Source organism: Nocardia salmonicida, assembly GCF_036142455.1.
Taxonomy (GTDB): Bacteria; Actinomycetota; Actinomycetes; order Mycobacteriales; family Mycobacteriaceae; genus Nocardia; species Nocardia salmonicida.
The window spans coordinates 5,698,807-5,717,552 of record NZ_CP108014.1 but is presented as its reverse complement, the minus strand read 5'-3'; the positions used below and the strand labels follow the sequence as shown (position 1 = coordinate 5,717,552).

The following is an 18,746-nucleotide window of genomic DNA, read 5'->3' as shown; positions in this document are numbered from 1 at the left end:
CCCGTTACCTGTAACGACGTGCCCGCCTAGCGTGAAAGACATTCCAACGACAAACAGATCGGGCATCACCGCCCATGATCTGGAGGAGCTGATCTCGATGACACCGAACGCGATTCTGGAGTTCATCCTCAATCTGCTGCGCGACCCCGATGCCGCGGCCAGTTATTGCGCCAACCCGTGCCATGCGCTGAGCGTGGCAGGCCTGGCGGTGACCCCGGAGGACATTTCCGCGGTAGCGCCCATGGTGGCCGAATCCGCGCTGGTCAGTGGTGGCTCCCAGTTGCAGGCGATCGTGGCAGCGGGCGCCGCGGCGAGCACGAGCGCGGTTCTCGCGTCCACCGCGACGGCGGCCGCCGCTGTCACCGCGGCCGCGGCAGCCGACGCCGAACTCGACCTCGGCCTCGACGTGGGCCTCGGCGCCGTGGCCTCGGTAGTCGCCGACGCCGCCGCCCAGGTGGGAGCCGGCCTCGACGTCGCCCTGAACGCTGTCACCGGCGCGAACGTGGACGTGAACGCCGACCTCGGCGCCGACCTGGCCGCCGGTGTGACCGCCGGCCTCAACGGAGCTTTGAACGGCGCGGTCGGCCTGGGTGGCGATCTTGCTGGTGGCGTCGGTGGTGCCTTGAACGGTGCGGTCGGTGCAGGTGCTGACCTGGCCGCCGGTCTCAATGGAGCTCTGAACGGTGCGGTCGGCGCAGGTGGCGACTTGGCTGCTGGTCTCGGTGGTGCCGTGAATGGCGCGGTCGGCCTGGGTGGCGATCTGGCCGCTGGCGTCGGTGGCGCCCTGAACGGTGCTGTCGGCGTCGGTGGCGACCTGGCTGCCGGCCTTGGTGGTGTGGTCGGCGTCGGGGGCGATGTTGCCGCCGGCCTCGGCGGTGTAGTGAACGGTGCGGCGGGTGCGGGTGTTGGGCTGGACAGTGCGCTGACCGGCGCCGTCGGCGCGGGTGCCGATCTGGAGACCGGGTTGAACGCTGCGCTGGGTGGCGCGGCCGGTGCCGGTGTCGGTCTGGGTGGCGTGCTGTCCGGTGCGGCCGGTGCTGGTGCGGATCTCGCGGCCGGTCTCGATGGTGCGGTCGGTGCGGGTGCCGGTCTCGGCGGTGCGCTGAACGGCGCGGTGGGTGCCGATCTCGACGGTGCGGTGAATGGGGCAGTGACCGCGGGTGGCGATGTCGCTACCGGTCTGGGCGGTGGCCTCGAAGCCGGGCTGAGCGGGGCGAGCACCGCTGTCGGTGGGCTCGGGGCAGAAGTCAACGGCGGGCTCGGCGCGGTAGCCAACGCGGGGGCGCAGGCTGCGGGCGGGCTCGGAGCCGCCGCGACCACCACGGCGATCACGGGTCTCGACGGTGTGGTCGGCGCGGAGCTCGGCACCGGCCTGGAAACCGGGCTCGGTGGCGCCGCATCGGCGGGCACGGGTCTGATCGGCGGCCTCACCGGCGGTGCGAGTGGTGAGTCGGGTATCGACGGGTCGCTCCTCGGCGGCGGCTCGGGGCAGGTCACGACCGGCTTGGAATCAGCGCTGTCCACCACGACAGGCATCGGCCTGACCACCGGCCTGCAGGGCGGTCTCGATACCGCGACGACTCTCGGCACCGACATGTCCGGCGCTGTCACCTCGGGTGCACAGGCAGGGTTGAACGGTGCCGTCGAGTCCGGTGTGGGTCTGGCCGGCTCCGCGACCGGCGGTGCGCAGGCGGGCCTCGGCGGTCTCGTCGAGTCGGGTGTGGGTCTGGCCGGATCGGCGACCGGTGGTGCGCAGGCGGGTCTGAACGGTGCCGCCGACGTAGGCGCCGGGCTCGCGGGCTCCGCTGTCGGCAGTGCGCATACAGGGCTGACCGGTGCCGCGGAAACCGGCATCGGGCTGACAGGTTCCGCGACCGGCGGCACCGAAACAGGAACCGGCCTCGAGACCGGCCTCGGCGGCTTCGGCGACGCGGGATTGTCCGGCAGCACCCAGCTCGCGGGCGGCTTCACCTCCGCCGTCGACGGCACGGCACAGGGCAGCACCGCCGCGGTCGGCGGCCTCTCCGGCCAGACCACGGCGACCTCGACAACCCAGGCCGATGCTTCCGGCACGGTCGGTGCGACGACGCAGGGCTCGGTCACCACCGCGGCCGACACCTGGTCCGCGGTCGACGTATCGAGCGCGTTCGGTTCCGGCCTGCACGGTTCCGACCTCGGCGGGACCGAGACGTCGCTGTTCGGTGAATCGAGCACCGTCACCGACCACGGGCCCGAAGTGCACACCGACGGACTGTTCCACTGAGCGAAACGGGCGATGCGATGACTGTTCTCGCACCGAACGCGGTGCCGCTGACGACGGTGTTGTCCGACACCGTCGCGGCGGCCCATGCCGCGGGCCGCGACGACCTGGTCGCACGCTTGGAGAAGGTGACCGAGCGGGTGCGAGACCCGCGGCACCGGATCGTCGTCACCGGTCAGCTCGGTCAGGGCAAGAGCCGGTTCGTGAACGCACTGCTCGGGATGGATGTGTGCCGGGTCGGCGACGACGCGACCACCGTGCTCCCCTTGCAGCTGTCCTACGGTGAGCAGCAGCGGGCGTACCTGGTGCTCACCGCGCCGGGAACCGACGAATCGCGGGTGGAGATCCCGTTCGACGAGATCGGCGCCGTCGATGCCCGCAGCCCGCTGGCACAGGGCCGACAGATCGTCCGAATCGAGGCCGAGCTGCCGATTCAGCTGCTCGCCGACGGCATCGTCCTGATCGATACCCCCGGCGTCGGCGGACACGGAAGTGTCTGCGCCGCGGGTGTACTCAGCCTCGCCGCGGCGGCCGACGCGGTGCTCGTGCTCTCCGACGCCTCCACCGAGCTCACCGAACCCGAGCTCACCTTCGTCCGGCAGATCCGCGAAATGTGTCCCGCGGTCGCGGTCCTGCTCACCAAGACGGATCTGTATCCGCACTGGCGTCAGGTGCTAGAGGCCGACCGCGCCCATCTGACGCGCGCGCAAGCCGAGGTCGCGTTGATCCCGGTGTCGGCGCTGCTGCGCGCGCACGCCCTGCGTCTGCAGGACGCGCAGCTCGGCCTGGAATCCGGATTCGGCGCGCTGTTCGGTTTTCTGCGCGATCGGGTCGTCGCCCGCGACCAGGCGGTCGCGCGGCAGGCAGTGGCTCGCGAATTGTCTTCGGCAGCAGAGCATCTGGCGCTGGCGCTGGGCAGCGAACTGGTCGCGCTGCGCGATCCGGCAAGCGGCACGGCGGCGGTCAGCGAGCTGCAGTCGGCGCGCGCGGCCGCCGAGGACCTGCAGCGGCGCACCGCGAGCTGGCAGCAGACCCTCGCCGACGGCATCACCGACCTCGTCGGCGATGTCGACCACGACCTGCGCGACCGCCTGCGCGGTATCGCCCGCACCGGCCAGGAGTGGATCGACGAGAACGATCCGGGCAGGCATTGGGGTGCGATCACCGAATGGCTCACCGGCTCCGTGGACACCGCGCTCGGCGACAACCTGGTACTGACCCATCACAGAACAGAACTGCTCGCCGAACGGATCGCCGACCACTTCAGGGAGGTCGGCGCGGTCGAGCTGCCGCAGGTGCACGCTGAGATGGACGAAGAGAGCGGCCTGGTGAGCTCCGGCTCCCTGGCCGATCTCGAGCCGGATATCGGTTTCACGAGCAAGGTGCTCGTCGGTATGCGCGGCTCCTACGGCGGCGTGCTGATGATCGGTCTGGCCACGACCTTCGCCGGCCTGGCCATGCTCAACCCGATCTCCCTCGGCGCGGGTCTGATCGTCGGCGGCAAGGCCTATCGCGACGACAAGTCGGCCCGACTGGCGCGGCGCCGCGTCGAGGCCAACGGGGAGGTTCGCCGGTTTCTCGACGACGTGGCGTTCCAGGCGGCCAAGGACACCAAAGACCGGCTGCACCGCATCCACCGCGCCCTGCGCGACCACTTCGCCGGCGTGGCCGAACGCAGTCTGCGCTCGATCGACGCGTCCCTGCGAGCAGCACAGGAAGCGGCGGCGATGGCCGCCGCGCACCGCGCCGAGCGCACCATCGTGCTGGAACGCCAACTGCACGCGGTCGCCGAGCTGCGGCGTTACGCGGAATCGATGCAGATCGAACCGAGACGGGCCGACGGTACGGTATCTGGGTGACCCACCGTTTCGACACCGCCGCGCCCGGCGACCGGACCACACCGAGGATCCTGACCGAGGCGCACGAGTTGGTCGGCGCGGCGGCGCGGGCATTCGCTCGCGACGAGTACGCGCGCACGCTGCTGGCCGAATGCGACTACCGATTGCGTGAGCCGCTGCGCGTCGCGTTGGCCGGTTCGATCAAGGCGGGCAAGTCGACGTTGCTGAACGCGCTGGTGGGCCAGGCCGTCGCCCCGACCGATGCCACCGAGTGCACCCGCGTCGTCACCTGGTATCGCGACGGCGCGACCCCCACGGTCACCGCGCACGCCGCCGACGGCTCGCGCGCGAATGTGATCGTGCGCCGCGGAAGTGGCGCGCACGGCCTGACCTTCGACCTGAACGGTTTGCGCTGGGACGCGCGCGGTCCCCGCGAGGTGGACCATCTCGAGGTCGGCTGGCCCTCGGCCGCGTTGTCACAGACCACGATCATCGACACCCCCGGCACGTCGTCGCTCTCGCGCGAGGTGTCGCTGCGTACCGCACGATTGCTCACTCCCACTGATACCGGGAGTGATCCGCGAGTGGGCGGCGCTCCGATCTCGGTGCCGGGGGCCGATGCCGTGGTGTATCTGCTGCGCCGTCTCGACGCCACCGATGTGAGTTTCCTCGAGCAGATCGGGGCAGGCGCCGGTGGTGCGGGCCCTCTCGGTGTGATCGGGGTGGTGTCGCGCGCCGACGAGATCGGTTCCGGCCGCATCGACGCGTTGCATTCGGCTCGCGATGTGGCCGCCAGGTTCGCCGGTGAGCTGGAACGAACCGGTTTGTGCCAGGCGGTGATTCCGGTGGCGGGCCTACTGGCGTTCGCCGCTTCGACGCTGCGGCAGCCGGAGTTCGCGGCGTTCGAGGCGTTGTCCACGGTGCCCGCGGAAGACCTCGGGATCGCGTTGCTCTCGGCAGACCGATTCGCCCGCGCCGACATCGCGCTGCCGGTGGCTCCCGAACTCCGCGCACAGCTGGTGGATCGCTTCGGCCTGTTCGGTATTCGCATGGCCACCATGCTGATTCGCCTCGGAGTTCGCGATTCTTCCTCGCTGGCAGCGGAATTGGCGGCCCGCAGCGGAATCGACGAACTGCGTTCGGTGCTGGAGGTCCAATTCGGCCAGCGCGCCGACGAACTGAAGGCGCATTCGGCGCTGAGCACGCTGGACCGGATCCTGGCCGCCTACCCCGGCACCGAGGCCGACGACCTGCGCCCGCGCGTGCGAGCGCGGCTCGCCGACGTACACGGTTTCACCGAACTCCGACTGCTCGGCCGCCTGCGCACCGACGAATTACCTCTGCCGCCAGCGGTACTCGCCGACCTGCACCGCATTCTCGGCGGCGAGGGCGTGGCGGCACACCTGCGCCTCGGCTTGCCCGCCGAGGCCGACTCGAATTCCCTGCGCGCCACGGCTTTCGCCGCCGTCCGTATTTGGCGGGCGCGAGCGGGCCACCCACTCGCCGACCAATCGACCGCTACCGCCTGCCGCGCCGCGGCCCGCAGCGCCGAGGGAGTCCTGGCCGAACTGCCACGGTGAACGCCGCGGATCACGAGCCGCTCAGATGAAGTAGGCAGTCCCCGAAGAACTTCCGGTCCCGTACCCCAAGCTCTTGGCGAACTCCCGAACCGCGATCAACGCATTTCCCACCGGCCCCGGATCGCTGCACGACCCCCCGACCGAGGAGAACGTGCACCCATCATCGGCGATGGCGACCCCGCTGTCGGCCACGGCGCTTCCCCCGGCCGAGACCATCCCGCCCCCGGCCAAGGCGGCGACCACAGCCACTCCGCCGAACGCCCGCTTCCACTGAACTCTGCCCATCGATGCACGCATACCCCGAAACTAGTGCCGGACCGAACTGTTTCGCACCCCTATCGTTGCCCCGAATTCTCGGGGCAACGCGCTCGTCGAGCGTGCGGTAGGGCTGATCACTCACCCAGCTTCGGCACAACCTCCTCCGCGAGGTACTGCTCGATCCCACGCCCGGCCCGCTCCGCCTGGATGACGGTGGCGCCGTGCTCCTCGGCCGCGGCCGTCAAGACCTTCCGGGAGTCGGGTTCGACCCCACCCCCGATCACCAGCACGCGAACCCGCTCACGCCCGATAATCGCGAGTGCCTCGTCGTCGGTGGTCGACCCGAGGGCGCGAAATCCGAGCTCGCCCACATAGCCGAGTGCGGCATCGACGACTTCGCGCCCGCGCCCGACGGCAAGCAGATCAACTGTGTACATGAGTTTCCGTCCTTGCTGTTTCATACAGTGACGATTTCCGGCTCGTCATCTTCGAGCACGCGTTGTTCCAGCTTGGCCTCCTTCGGCAGTGCCAAGAATCCGAGGCATACCACCAGCAGCATCCCGGCGCCGTAGGACAGCGTGTACCGGAACGTCTCGGCGAAGTTCACCGCGTTCGCCTCGGTGCCCGCCTCGGCGAGTACCCGCGAGATCGCCGATTCGCCAACAGGATTCGACTGACAACTGTCAGGTGTCACGGCCGGATCATCCTCCGCCGACCGATCGTGCACGCACGCCGCGAACCCGGCCACGATCTGATCCTGGACCTCTGTCGGCACTCCCTCGAGCGCCAGCTCCGCCCGGATATCGGGCGTCACGGCGGCCACCCCGAGATCGGAATCCCGGTCCAGCACGGTGAAGAACAGCACACCGACCAACGCGACGCCCAGCGCGGTTCCCAACTGCTGGCCCGTGTTCAGCAGTCCGGAGGCCGACCCGGCCTCGCGCTGCGGTACCTGCCCGAGCAGCAGATCCAGCGTCGGCGCCACCACCATCCCGAATCCCGCGCCGGTGAGCAGCAACGGCAATGCCATCTGCCACGAGGTGAACTCGCTTCCGTACCGCACCCCCATCGCGCCGTACAGCGCGAACCCCGCCGCATTCACCAGTGCCCCGATCATCAACACCCGCCGCCCGTACCGAGCGGCCAGTACTCCGACCGAAAGACCGGCTCCCACACCGGCTCCCACCGCGAACAGCGCCGCAGTGAGCCCGGCCCGCAACGGCGACCACCCGAGCCCACCCTGCATGAACAACGTCCACACCAGGAAGAACCCGCCCATGGCGATCCAGAACAGCAACCAGGTTCCCACCCCGACCGCGAACGGCCGAGACCGGAAGAGCCCGAGGTCGACCAACGGCGAACGCCCTGTCCGAGCCAGCCCACGCTCGTAGAACAGGAACCCGACGAACATCGCGAGAGCCGCGGCGATCATGACGAAAACCCATGCGGGCCAGTCGAGTCGACGTCCTTCGGTCAACGGGTAGACCAGCAGCAGTACGGACGAAACCGCCAGCACCATCCCGACCGGGTCCAGTCGAGGCGGCGTAGCCGACTTCGAATCACTCATCACGAACCACGCCGCGATGAAGCCCGCGATGCCGACCGGGATGTTCACCAAGAAGATCGGCCGCCACGCCAGCCCGAACAGGTCGGCCTGCACCAGGACGCCGCCGAGCGCTAGACCCACCGCTGAGGCCGACCCGCCGACGCCGCTGTAGACGGCGATCGCCTTGGCCCGCTCCTCCTTCGGGAACGTCGTCTGGATGATGGCCAGAATCTGCGGCACCATCAGCGCCCCCATCGCGCCTTGGGCGAAGCGGGAGCCGATGAGCACGGTCGGATCGGTGGCCAGCCCGCAGGCCGCCGAGGCGATCGTGAAACCGGCCATGCCGGTGAGGAATACGCGTTTGCGACCGTAGATGTCGCCGAGTCGCCCGCCGGTGATCAATACCGCGGCGAAGGCGAGAACGTAGGCCGCGATGATCCATTCGAGCTGTGAGTATTCGGCGTGCAGGTCGTTGCGAATGCTCGGCACGGCCACGTTCACGATGGTCACATCGAGTAGATCCATGAAGCCGGCGGCCAGGACCACCGCGAAGGCGATCCAGCGCCGGGGATCGGCGTCGGGGGGAGTGGGGGAGGTAGTCACGATGGTCTCTCTTCGAGTAGGGAGTGGAGACCTCTCAAACTATGCACCTCAGGTGATTATCAATCAATAGGGCAATCATGAATGGTGCGTTAATCGGCGTATCGTAGGGGTGTGACCGACCCGACGCAGCTGTCGACCCACGCCGGATTCCTCCTCGGCCAACTGGGCTTCCATACCGCCTACCGCTTCAGTGATCTGCTGGCGCCGCTCGGCATCAAGCCGCGCCACTTCGGCATGCTGAAACTCCTGAGTGCCCATGACGGCCGCACTCAGCAGGAGCTCGGCGAGGCGCTGGAGATCCATCGCAATGTGATGGTCGGCCTGGTGGACGACCTGGAGAAGCGCAACCTCGTGGAGCGTCGTCGCCACCCGAGCGACCGCCGTGCCCACGCCCTCCATCTCCTGCCCGCCGCCCATGCCCTCCTGGTCGAAGCCGAGCAGCGGGTCGCCGAGCTCGACGCCGAACTCCTGTCCCCGCTGGCTCCCGAGGATCGTGCCGTCTTCCTCGATCTCCTGCGCCGAACCGCCGAAGGCAACGGCCTTCGTCCCGGCATCCACCCCGGCCTCACCCGATAACTCCGTCTCCGGCGCGTCACGATCCAGCATCAGCGGCTGCAGTTGAGCGCACTCCTGGCAAGAATGGCTCGGGGTCGGGAAGTTTTTTCGGGCGGCGGGAATGAATCGCCGCAGCTACTGGTTGTGCCGATTAACAACCTGAGCGAACCTGACTCAACTTCGGGTTGACTCACGGTGGACCTCGAAGGCAGGATTGAGCCCACTACGCTCAGCGTTGCAATAACCGAACGTCAAACAGGAGGAAACCACTATGGCTCGTGCGGTCGGAATCGACCTCGGGACCACGAACTCCGTCGTCGCCGTGCTCGAAGGCGGCGAGCCGGTCGTCGTCGCGAACTCGGAAGGCTCGCGCACCACCCCCTCGATCGTCGCCTTCGCGAAGAACGGCGAGGTTCTCGTCGGTCAGCCCGCGAAGAACCAGGCGGTCACCAACGTCGACCGCACCATCCGCTCGGTCAAGCGCCACATCGGCACCGACTGGAACGTCGAGATCGACGACAAGAAGTACACGCCGCAGGAGATCTCCGCGCGCACGCTGATGAAGCTGAAGCGCGATGCCGAGGCCTATCTGGGCGAGGAGATCACCGACGCCGTGATCACCGTCCCGGCCTACTTCGAAGACGCCCAGCGTCAGGCCACCAAGGAAGCCGGCCAGATCGCCGGTCTCAACGTGCTGCGCATCGTCAACGAGCCCACCGCGGCCGCGCTCGCGTACGGCCTGGACAAGGGCGACAAAGAGCAGACCATCCTGGTCTTCGACCTCGGCGGCGGCACCTTCGACGTCTCGCTGCTGGAAATCGGCGAGGGCGTCGTCGAGGTCCGCGCGACCTCCGGTGACAACCACCTCGGTGGCGACGACTGGGACGAGCGCGTCGTCTCCTGGCTGGTCGACAAGTTCAAGGCGTCCTCGGGCATCGACCTGACCAAGGACAAGATGGCCATGCAGCGTCTGCGTGAGGCTGCAGAGAAGGCCAAGATCGAACTGTCCTCGGGTCAGAGCACCTCGATCAACCTGCCCTACATCACCGTCGACGCGGACAAGAACCCGCTGTTCCTCGACGAGCAGCTCACCCGCTCGGAGTTCCAGAAGATCACCTCTGATCTGCTGGATCGCACCCGCGCGCCGTTCCAGTCCGTGATCAAGGACTCGGGTCTGAACGTGGCCGATATCGACCACGTCGTGCTCGTCGGTGGCTCCACCCGTATGCCCGCCGTGTCCGACCTGGTCAAGGAACTGACCGGCGGCCGTGAGCCCAACAAGGGCGTGAACCCGGACGAGGTCGTCGCCGTCGGCGCCGCACTGCAGGCCGGCGTGCTCAAGGGCGAGGTCAAGGACGTCCTGCTGCTCGATGTCACCCCGCTGTCGCTGGGCATCGAGACCAAGGGCGGCGTGATGACCAAGCTCATCGAGCGCAACACCACCATCCCCACCAAGCGCTCGGAAACCTTCACCACCGCTGACGACAACCAGCCTTCGGTGCAGATCCAGGTGTTCCAGGGTGAGCGCGAGATCGCCTCGCACAACAAGCTGCTGGGCTCCTTCGAGCTCACCGGCCTGCCCCCGGCCCCGCGCGGCGTGCCGCAGATCGAGGTCACCTTCGACATCGACGCCAACGGCATCGTGCACGTCACCGCGAAGGACAAGGGCACCGGCAAGGAAAACAAGATCAAGATCCAGGACGGCTCCGGTCTGTCCAAGGAAGAGATCGACCGCATGGTCGCCGACGCCGAGGCGCACGCCGCCGACGACAAGGCGCGCCGTGAAGAGGCCGAGACCCGCAACCAGGCCGAGTCGCTGGTGCACCAGACCGAGAAGTTCATCAACGAGCAGAAGCTGAGCGAGGGTGGCGCACAGGTCTCCGCCGATCAGCTGGCGAAGGTGGAGAACGCGGTCGCCGAGGCCAAGCAGGCACTCGAGGGCACCGATATCTCCGCGGTGAAGTCGGCCGTGGAGAAGCTGGCCACCGAGTCGCAGGCCCTCGGCCAGGCGATCTACGAGGCATCCGCCGCCGCCGACGCGCAGTCCGGCAACGGTGCGGGCCCCAGCCAGGCCGATGACGATCAGGTCGTCGACGCGGAGGTCGTGGACGAGCCGGTTGACACGGACAAGAAGTGACCGAGGCGAACTCCTCGGAGCAGGAGTTGGTCGACGACATTCTGGAAGACACCGACGACGAGAACGCGGAGGCCGCCGCGGCGGACTCCGCCCTCGACGCCGACGTTGTCGAGCCGGAGAACGACGAGCTGGCCGAGCGCACCGCCGACCTGCAGCGGTTGACCGCGGAATACGCGAACTACCGCCGCCGCGTCGAGCGCGACCGTCAGGCCAACATCGATGCCGCCAAGGCCTCGGTGGTCACCGAATTGCTCGCGGTGCTGGACGATCTGGATCGGGCGAGGGCGCACGGCGACCTCGACTCCGGCCCGCTGAAGTCCGTCGCCGACAAGCTCGAGACCGCGCTCACCAAGCAGGGTCTCGTCGAATTCGGTTCCACCGGTGACCCGTTCGACCCCACGCTGCACGAGGCAGTGCAGCACGAGGGTTCGGGCGCCGACCCGGTGATCGGCATCGTCATGCGCAAGGGCTATCGGTTCGGCGACCGGGTGCTTCGGCACGCGCTGGTCGGGGTAACCGATGCCGAGACCGCGGGGGCATCGGATCCGGATGCCGGCGACAGTCAATAAGAACGCGAAAGGAGGAGACGCCCGGTGAGCCAACGGGAGTGGATCGAAAAGGACTTCTACAAGGAGCTGGGTGTCTCCTCCGGCGCCTCGCAGGACGAGATCAAGAAGGCATACCGCAAGCTCGCCCGCGACCTGCACCCGGATTCCAACCCGGGTGACACCAAGGCCGAGGAGCGGTTCAAGACCGTGAGCGAAGCCAATGCGGTGCTGTCGGATCCTGCCAAGCGCAAGGAGTACGACGAGACGCGGCGCATGTTCGCCGGCGGCGGCGGTGGCGGACGGGCCTACGGCGGCGGCGGGTTCAATCCCGGTGCCGGCGGCGGCTTCTCGCAGGACTTCAACATCGGCGACATCTTCGGTCAGGCCGGTGGCACCGGCGCCGCGGGCGACGGCGGGCTCGGCGATCTGCTGGGCGGGCTGTTCAACCGGGGTGGCGGCGGCGGCCGGGCGGCGGCTCGTCCGCGTCGCGGCTCCGATGTGGAGACCGAGACGACCCTGGGTTTCCGCGAGGCCGCCCAGGGCGTCACCGTTCCGCTGCGGATGACCAGTCCCTCGCCGTGCACCACCTGCCACGGCAGCGGCGCCAAGCCGGGCACCAGCCCGCGCGTATGCCCGCACTGCAACGGCGCGGGCGTGGTCAGCCGTAATCAGGGCGCGTTCGGTTTCAGCGAGCCCTGTGACGACTGCCGCGGCACCGGGTCGATCATCGACGACCCGTGCACCGACTGCTCGGGCACCGGTATCCAGAACCGCACCCGCACCATCACCGTCCGGATTCCTCCGGGCGTCAGCGATGGTCAGAAGATCCGGCTGGCCGGTCAGGGCGAGGCGGGTCTGCGCGGTGCGCCTTCGGGCGATCTGTATGTCACCGTGCACGTCAGCCAGGACAAAGTCTTCGGCCGTCAGGGCGACGACCTCACCCTGGTGCTCCCGGTGAGCTACAGCGAATTGGTACTGGGGACAACAGTTTCGGTACCGACGCTCGACGGCCGGGTCGGCGTGAAGGTGCCCCCGGGCACCGCCGACGGGCGTATCCTGCGAGTTCGTGGTCGTGGCGTACCCAAGCGCGGTGCGGCGGGCGGCGCCGGTGACCTGCTGGTCACGGTGAAGGTCGCGGTACCGCAATCGCTCGACTCCGACGCCACCGATGCGCTCAAGCGGTATCAGGAGGCGGAGAAGGCCAGCGGCTTCGAACCGCGTGCGGGATGGGCGGGTGCTTGATGTCCCCGCACATCGAGCTCAGCGTCCGGAGGAGGTAGCGCAGCGTGACCACGGAGGGCGTAGGAAGAGGCGCGGATAGCCCGGATCCGAAGTCTGTTTCGGGTGCGACCTCGCGTGCCGAGTTCTTCATGATCTCGGTGGCGGCTCAACTGGCGGGGATGCACGCGCAGACGTTGCGTACCTACGACCGGCTGGGTTTGGTCACCCCGCAACGGACATCGGGTGGCGGACGCCGTTATTCGGCCCGCGATGTCGAGGTGCTGCGCGAAGTGCAGCGCCTGTCGCAGGACGAGGGCGTCAACCTCGCCGGCATCAAGCGCATCATCGAACTCACCAATCAGGTGGAGGCGTTGCAGCAGCGCGTCGAGGAGATGAGCGCGGAGATGGAGCGGTTGCGGGCGGGCTACCGGCCCGATCTGTCGCCGCCGGCGCGCAGTACCGCGCTCGTGGTGTGGCAGCCACGGCATCGTCGCTGAGCCGCCTTCGATCCGACGAGCCTCCGGTTCGCCCCTCCGCTGTGGTGGAGGCGAGCCGGGGGCTCGTCGGTCTCCGGTCAACCCCCGGCGACCGGCTGGTGACTCTCCAGCAACCCACTTATTCATGATTTTGCTGATCGGAAGTAGCGTTGCGGCGCGCTGAGGTGGGGATTTATCACCGTGGACGTCCAAAAGTTTGCTGACGGGATGCTGAATTCGGCTCAATCGGAACGCAATTCGCCGTCCTCGACCAGCCGCTCTGGTATGCCTACCCTGCGTGTCATGGCTCGGCGCGTCGGCTTACGACATGCCGTCGTCGTAGCGGAAGGGTCGCTCTACCAGGCACGTTGATATCCAATTGTGTGGAATGCCGGGCACTTTGAGGAATCGTGAGCAAGTGTTCACCCTCAATTAACGGGCCCCAGGTATGTTTCCGTGGGAAACTGCTGGGAACCGCCTGGTATTTCGGGAATTACATGCGTGATGTTTAAGAGTACGATTCCTAAGCTGGCAAACCTCGCCTAGACTTCTCGCATCGGCTGCTGACGAGTGTCCTCCCAGCCCGTCACTCGCCGGCGCGGCTAGCGTTCGATGGCGAAACGAGGTTGTGACACATATGGATTCGCGGACTGTCGCTTTGATCCGTACTACGTTCAAGGCGGTTGCTGCGGAAGAAGGTGGACCCGAGAAGCTGTCGAGGTCGTTCTACTCGATCCTCTTCACGGACTACCCCGGTGTCCGAGACTACTTCCCGGCTGCCATGGATTCCCAGCGCGACCGTCTGGTCACGGCGATCTCCTACGCCCTCGACCGACTGGAAGAGCCCGACAAGCTGCTGCCGTTCCTGGCCCAGCTCGGGCGCGACCACCGTAAGTACGGCGTGCAACCGGCTCACTATGTGGCCGTGGCCAACTCGCTGAAGTCGGCCATGCGGTTGTTCGCCGGCGCGGAGATGTGGACCGATGAGGTCGCCACCGCCTGGGACGAGGGCCTGGCCACCATCAGCGGCGCCATGATCAGCGCGGCCGACAAGGAGTCCACCCCGGCTACCTGGACGGGCACCGTCGTCGAACATCGCGAGGTGCTGCGCAATCTCTCGATCGTCCGAGTCCAGCTCGACGTGCCGATGCAGTACGCCGCCGGTCAGTATCTCAGCGTGCAGATCCCCTCGCGGCCGCGGATGTGGCGCTATCTCTCGCCCGCGAACCCGGCCAACCCCAACGGCGAGATCGAGTTCCACATTCGCGGGGTGCTCGGCGGCTGGGTCAGCCCGGCCATGGTCGCGCACACCGCCGTCGGCGACCAGTGGGCGCTCGGCTCCCCCCTCGGCGGCCTCGGCGTGCCACGCAACACCAAACGCAAGATGCTCATGGTCGGCTGCGGCACCGGCATCGCCCCCTTGCGCGCGCAGATCATGTCGATGGCTCAGCGCCGGGTGAACCCGAAGGTCCACCTGTTCGTCGGCGGCCACCACCCCTGCGATCTCTACGACCTCCAGGTCCTGAGCCAACTCGCCATCGCCAACAAATGGCTCACCGTCACCCCCGTCACCGAAAGTGACGAAAACCCGTGGTGGTACTTCGATTCCGGTGAACCCCACCCCGAACTCCCCGGCCTCGAGCCCCGCATGACCGGCCAAATCGGCAAGGTGGTGGCCAGCTACGGCCCCTGGGCAGACCGCGACGTCCAGATCGTCGGCTCCCCATCGATGGTCCAGACCACCAAGTTCCGCCTCATGGCCGCAGGTACGCAAGCCCAATCGATCCGCCACGACCCCTTGTTCTGACTTGTCATTCCCGCAGGTACGCAAGCCCAATCGATCCGCCACGACCCCTTGTTCTGACTTGTCATTCCCGCAGGCACGCAAGCCCAATCGATCCGCCACGACCCCTTGTTCTGAGCTCCTGAGGTCAGGCGCCTTCGGAGATGATGTTCGCCGGGGGAGTGCCTGTTTCGATCAGGCGGTCGACGGTGGTGCGCACCATCGCGGGTGAGCCACAGACCAGGACTTGGTTCTTGGTGAAGGGTCCGTGGGCGGCGGCGACCTCGGCGAGGGTGCCGTGGAGCATTTCTTGCGGCCCGAAGCCCACGTCGGAGCGGGTCTGCTCGTGCCATTCATCGCGCACCGCGGGATCGTCCGGGGTTTCGACAACCGGAATGACCGACAGCCAAGGCAATTCGCCCGACAGCAGGAACAGCATGTCGTTGGCGTAGAGGTCGCGAGGCGAGCGGCCACCGAAGAACAGGTAGGTGCGCGGCGGAGTGTCACGGCGAGCCAGGTCCAGGATCTGGGAGCGCATCGGCGCCAGCCCGGTACCGCCGGCGATCATCACCACCTCGACAGCATCGGGATCGACGGCGAAAACCCCATGGGGAGCATTGATTCGCCACTGATCGCCGGGTTTGGTGTCGGCGACGATAGAACTCGAACACCACCCACCGGGCACGGTCCGCACATGGAACTCGAGCTTGCCGTCCAGCGAGGGCGGCAGCGCGGGGGAGAACCGCCGTCGCACCCCGGGATGCTGCGGCACCTCGACCTCTACCGAACCGCCCGGCTCGAACGGCACGAAATCGCCGATCAGCCGGATCACGGCGAGGTCGTGGCGTAGGCGGTGGTGGCCGACGACGGTAGCCGTCCATGCGGGGTCAGGAAAAGCGTTGCTCATCAGCCTCTTTCGCGATGTCGCGGGCGGGTTCAGACAGGATCGGCGGCGATGATCTCACTCGGTGTACCGGCCCGCTGGAGCGCGTAACGAGTGTTGGCGATCATTGTCGGCGATCCCGCGATCTGGATCTGGCGGTCCGACCAGGCGCCGAAGCTGGTCACCACCGCTCCCAGATTACCGACCAGCCGACGCGGCATGCCCATCGGCGTCTGGCCCGAATCCTGGGGATACCACCAGGGATTGGTGTGTTCCTCGCACACCGGCACCACGGTCAACCACGGATTGGACTGCGAGAGCTGCCACATGTTGTCCACGTCGTAGAGGTCACCGGGATAGCGCCCGCCGATGAAGAAGTGCACGCGCGGATTGATCCCCCGCTGGCTCATCTCGATCAGCTGCGCTCGCAACGGCGCGATCCCCGTGCCGGAGCCGATCATCAGCACATCGCGCCCCGACTCCCGGTCCACGTGCAAACCGCCGAGCGGCCCGGCGATCTTCCACCGGTCTCCGACCTTGGTGTCGTTGACAATCGCCGGACTCACCCAGCCGCCGCTGATCCGCCGCACATGGAATTCGATCTCGCCATACGGGTTGGCGGGGATGGCGGGGGAGAAGTATCGCCACATATTCGGCCGCTGCGGCACCGCGACCGGCACGAACTGTCCGGCCTTGAACGGAATGGGCCCGTCGGCCTGTAACCGCACGATCGCCAGATCGTCGAGCACCCGCCGATGCCCCACCACGGTCGCGTCCCAGTACGGCTGCGAGGTGTCCTCGTTGGCGCCGATCGCCATCGACGCCGAGATCAGCAGCGTGATGTCACGCCAGCCCTCGTCGAGCTCCCTGGTCCAGCGGTTGCCGTGGAAGGTGCGCAACGCCGCGAGCAGCGCGCGCCCGGCCAGGTCGTAGTGGTCGGCCTCGACCCCGTATTTGCGATGGTCGCGGGCAAGTTGCTCGAGGAAGCGTTGGGCGCGTTCGAAGTCCTCGAGATGGTCGAGGACGAACTGCACCGCCGTCGTGATCCGCTTGGCCTGCATGTCCATGGCAGGCGGAAACAGCTCACGCAACCTCGGGTCCTGCGCGAACAGGTGACCGTAGAAAGCGCTGATCAGCCGCTCGGACCCACCGGGTGTCTCGGCCACCCCGCGGAAATCGGCGCGGACCAGCGCAAGCGAACGCGCATCCACGTCGTCAAGCTCCGTTTCTCTGCAATTGCCACAATGTGGCTCACCCGTCGGTGAGGCCCTCCCCAGTATCCCCCGAAACCGTCGTCTCGGTGCAGGGATGCTCGTCACGCCCGTTCCCAGCCGCACGGATCGTAAACCCCACGTCTCCGATCAGCGCGATCTCCCCATCATCGATACGCGTCAGTGATCTTGCGGGTGGTGAGCGTGGGGTGCGTGAGAATCGGGGGATGGCGAGCGACAACTTCATGGAGATTCACGATCCCGAACTTCTGGCCAGGGGTGAACGGGTTCTCGGGGCCGAGTTCACGGCGATGCACGAGCGGGTTCTGCAGGTCACCGCGTTGACGTCCCGGCTCAACGTGGTGCCCTTCGACGACGAGCCAGCGAAGGCGGCGCTGCTCGAGGAGATCCTCGGCCGTCCGCTGCCCGCGGGTCTCACGATCTATCCGCCCTTCTATACCGATCACGGCCTGAACCTGGAGCTGGCCGAGCACGTGTTCATCAATCAGGGCTGCACATTCCTCGACTACGCCGGAATCCGGTTGGGTCGGGGCGTGATGGTCGGCCCGAAGGCCACCTTCATCACCATGGGCCATCCCGTCGATCCGGAGGAGCGGCGGCGATTCCTCACCGGCGCGCCGATCGACGTGGCGGACAACGTGTGGATCGGCGCGGGCGCGATGATCCTGCCCGGCGTCAGCATCGGCCGCGACGCGGTGATCGCCGCGGGCGCGGTCGTCGCCGATGACGTTCCGGCGAGCAGCCTGGTAACCGGTTCCAAGGCGACTGTGCATCGAAGCTGGTAGCGCGTTCACGCGTAAGGGTCGGTGACTTCACGGAGAGCGGTGAGCGTTTTCCGGAGGTCAGCCCACGACCTTCTGCACCGCCGCCTGCCGAGCCTCCTCGTCGACCTCCCCGATCTCGAACCCCTTGCCCACGATGTGCTGGACCAACGCGGCCTCCGGCGGCAGCCCGTACTTGCGCAGGTAGTAGGGGACAGCGCCCGGCCAGACGAACGCGCCGTCGGTGTGGAAGTTCAACGGCACGTCGCGCTGGGCGGGGTCGAACTCGTCGGCGTCGTGGCTGCGGGCGCTCAGAATCACCGGCGCGTGCTCGAGGTAGGACAGCACCCGATCCTGGATATCGGAGTCCACCGCCGACCGGTTCACCACCGGTTTGCCCTCGGGATCACGCCCGTCGAAGGGCGCCGAAAGTCGAAGTTCGCTCATGCTCAGACAACCTACGCGGCCCCGACTCTGGTCAGTTGACCGTGCTAATGTCCCTGGTCAAGGCAGTGCTCGGCCGGAAGGGGTGGGGATGAAACGCGCAGGTACGGCGTTGGTGATTGCCGGGTTGGCGGTTGTCGGGTTGGCGGGGTGTGACTCGGGGGAGTCGACGTCGAAGGGCGCGACGACCACGGCCAAGCCGGTGCTGTGGAATCCGTGCACGGAGATTCCTGATGCTGCGTTGACGGAGGCGGGGGTGAATCCTGCTACGGAGGAGAAGGGTGTCGCGGGGGTTCCGCAGTCGGGGTGGGAGATCTGTGGATGGGGTGGACCCGATTATTCGATCACCGTTTACACGACGAACAAGCCTGTGGATGAGTTCGAGCAGAAGCCTGGCAATGTCGACTTCCGAGACGTGACCATTGCGGGCCGTACGGGACGCGAGTTCAAGGTCACGGGTGCGTCGAAGGACCTCGGTTGTGACGTGGTCTTCCCGGCAAAACAGGGCGTCGTCCAGTTGCAGATTTTCAACTCGGCGCTGAAGACAGGGCTGGATGACCCCTGCGCGTACCTCGCGCGCGTGGGCGAAGTCCTCGTTCCGATCTTTCCGAGCTGAACCGG

17 protein-coding genes are annotated in these 18,746 nt (G+C 67.4%); 12 read left to right on the top strand and 5 right to left on the bottom strand.

What is annotated here, in order from left to right; genetic code table 11:
- Window positions 1-97: 97 nt before the first annotated feature.
- The 4 genes from OHS03_RS26815 (at window position 98) to OHS03_RS26800 (ending at window position 5,952) form a co-directional block, all read left to right on the top strand.
- Entirely contained in the window at window positions 98-2,263 is a 2,166-nt protein-coding gene (locus OHS03_RS26815) for an IniB N-terminal domain-containing protein (RefSeq protein ID WP_328657907.1), read from the top strand.
- A gap of 17 nt (window positions 2,264-2,280) precedes the next feature.
- Window positions 2,281-4,119, top strand: a complete 1,839-nt coding sequence (locus OHS03_RS26810) for a dynamin family protein (RefSeq protein ID WP_328657906.1) — start codon at window positions 2,281-2,283, stop codon at window positions 4,117-4,119.
- Window positions 4,116-5,678, top strand: coding sequence for a dynamin family protein (locus OHS03_RS26805; protein ID WP_328657904.1), 1,563 nt, complete (start codon window positions 4,116-4,118; stop codon window positions 5,676-5,678). The genes OHS03_RS26810 and OHS03_RS26805 overlap by 4 nt, the downstream gene beginning before the upstream one ends.
- 73 nt (window positions 5,679-5,751) lie before the next feature.
- Window positions 5,752-5,952: a hypothetical protein gene (locus OHS03_RS26800; protein ID WP_131816846.1), complete on the top strand. Its 201-nt coding sequence runs from the start codon at window positions 5,752-5,754 to the stop codon at window positions 5,950-5,952.
- A gap of 118 nt (window positions 5,953-6,070) precedes the next feature.
- Here the strand turns inward: OHS03_RS26800 and OHS03_RS26795 are convergent, their stop codons facing one another.
- Complete coding sequence (locus OHS03_RS26795) at window positions 6,071-6,373, bottom strand: hypothetical protein (protein WP_328657901.1); 303 nt, start codon at window positions 6,371-6,373, stop codon at window positions 6,071-6,073.
- Window positions 6,374-6,393: 20 nt separating this feature from the next.
- Window positions 6,394-8,085 (bottom strand): MFS transporter, encoded by a 1,692-nt coding sequence (locus OHS03_RS26790; RefSeq protein WP_328657899.1) that lies wholly within the window; start codon window positions 8,083-8,085, stop codon window positions 6,394-6,396.
- 111 nt (window positions 8,086-8,196) lie between these two features.
- Here OHS03_RS26790 and OHS03_RS26785 point away from each other — a divergent pair, with 111 nt between their 5' ends.
- The 6 genes from OHS03_RS26785 to OHS03_RS26760 all read left to right on the top strand — a co-directional run bounded on the left by OHS03_RS26785 (window position 8,197) and on the right by OHS03_RS26760 (window position 14,829).
- Window positions 8,197-8,661 carry a MarR family winged helix-turn-helix transcriptional regulator gene (locus OHS03_RS26785; RefSeq protein WP_328657897.1) on the top strand — a complete coding sequence of 155 codons (465 nt, stop codon included), beginning with the start codon at window positions 8,197-8,199 and terminating at the stop codon, window positions 8,659-8,661.
- A gap of 250 nt (window positions 8,662-8,911) precedes the next feature.
- Window positions 8,912-10,777, top strand: a complete 1,866-nt coding sequence (gene dnaK / locus OHS03_RS26780; protein WP_056823486.1) for a molecular chaperone DnaK — start codon at window positions 8,912-8,914, stop codon at window positions 10,775-10,777.
- Window positions 10,774-11,346, top strand: coding sequence for a nucleotide exchange factor GrpE (gene grpE / locus OHS03_RS26775; protein WP_328657895.1), 573 nt, complete (start codon window positions 10,774-10,776; stop codon window positions 11,344-11,346). Before dnaK ends, grpE begins: the two co-directional genes overlap by 4 nt.
- A 24-nt stretch (window positions 11,347-11,370) precedes the next feature.
- Window positions 11,371-12,567, top strand: coding sequence for a molecular chaperone DnaJ (gene dnaJ, locus OHS03_RS26770; protein ID WP_056823483.1), 1,197 nt, complete (start codon window positions 11,371-11,373; stop codon window positions 12,565-12,567).
- Between the two features lie 128 nt (window positions 12,568-12,695).
- Window positions 12,696-13,043, top strand: a complete 348-nt coding sequence (locus OHS03_RS26765; RefSeq protein WP_062991685.1) for a heat shock protein transcriptional repressor HspR — start codon at window positions 12,696-12,698, stop codon at window positions 13,041-13,043.
- 616 nt (window positions 13,044-13,659) lie between these two features.
- Complete coding sequence (locus OHS03_RS26760; protein WP_056823477.1) at window positions 13,660-14,829, top strand: globin domain-containing protein; 1,170 nt, start codon at window positions 13,660-13,662, stop codon at window positions 14,827-14,829.
- Between the two features lie 124 nt (window positions 14,830-14,953).
- On the opposite strand, the gene OHS03_RS26755 is transcribed toward OHS03_RS26760, so the two are convergent.
- Window positions 14,954-15,712, bottom strand: a complete 759-nt coding sequence (locus OHS03_RS26755; protein WP_328657893.1) for an FAD-binding oxidoreductase — start codon at window positions 15,710-15,712, stop codon at window positions 14,954-14,956.
- Between the two features lie 29 nt (window positions 15,713-15,741).
- Window positions 15,742-16,899, bottom strand: coding sequence for a globin domain-containing protein (locus OHS03_RS26750; RefSeq protein ID WP_056823460.1), 1,158 nt, complete (start codon window positions 16,897-16,899; stop codon window positions 15,742-15,744).
- Window positions 16,900-17,126: 227 nt separating this feature from the next.
- Between OHS03_RS26750 and OHS03_RS26745 the strand changes: the two genes are divergently transcribed.
- On the top strand, window positions 17,127-17,705 hold the full coding sequence (locus OHS03_RS26745) for a DapH/DapD/GlmU-related protein (protein WP_328657891.1): 579 nt from the start codon (window positions 17,127-17,129) through the stop codon (window positions 17,703-17,705).
- A gap of 57 nt (window positions 17,706-17,762) precedes the next feature.
- Here the strand turns inward: OHS03_RS26745 and OHS03_RS26740 are convergent, their stop codons facing one another.
- Window positions 17,763-18,128: a hypothetical protein gene (locus OHS03_RS26740; RefSeq protein ID WP_328657889.1), complete on the bottom strand. Its 366-nt coding sequence runs from the start codon at window positions 18,126-18,128 to the stop codon at window positions 17,763-17,765.
- 88 nt (window positions 18,129-18,216) lie between these two features.
- Between OHS03_RS26740 and OHS03_RS26735 the strand changes: the two genes are divergently transcribed.
- Window positions 18,217-18,741, top strand: a complete 525-nt coding sequence (locus OHS03_RS26735; protein WP_328657887.1) for a DUF3558 domain-containing protein — start codon at window positions 18,217-18,219, stop codon at window positions 18,739-18,741.
- Window positions 18,742-18,746 lie beyond the last annotated feature (5 nt).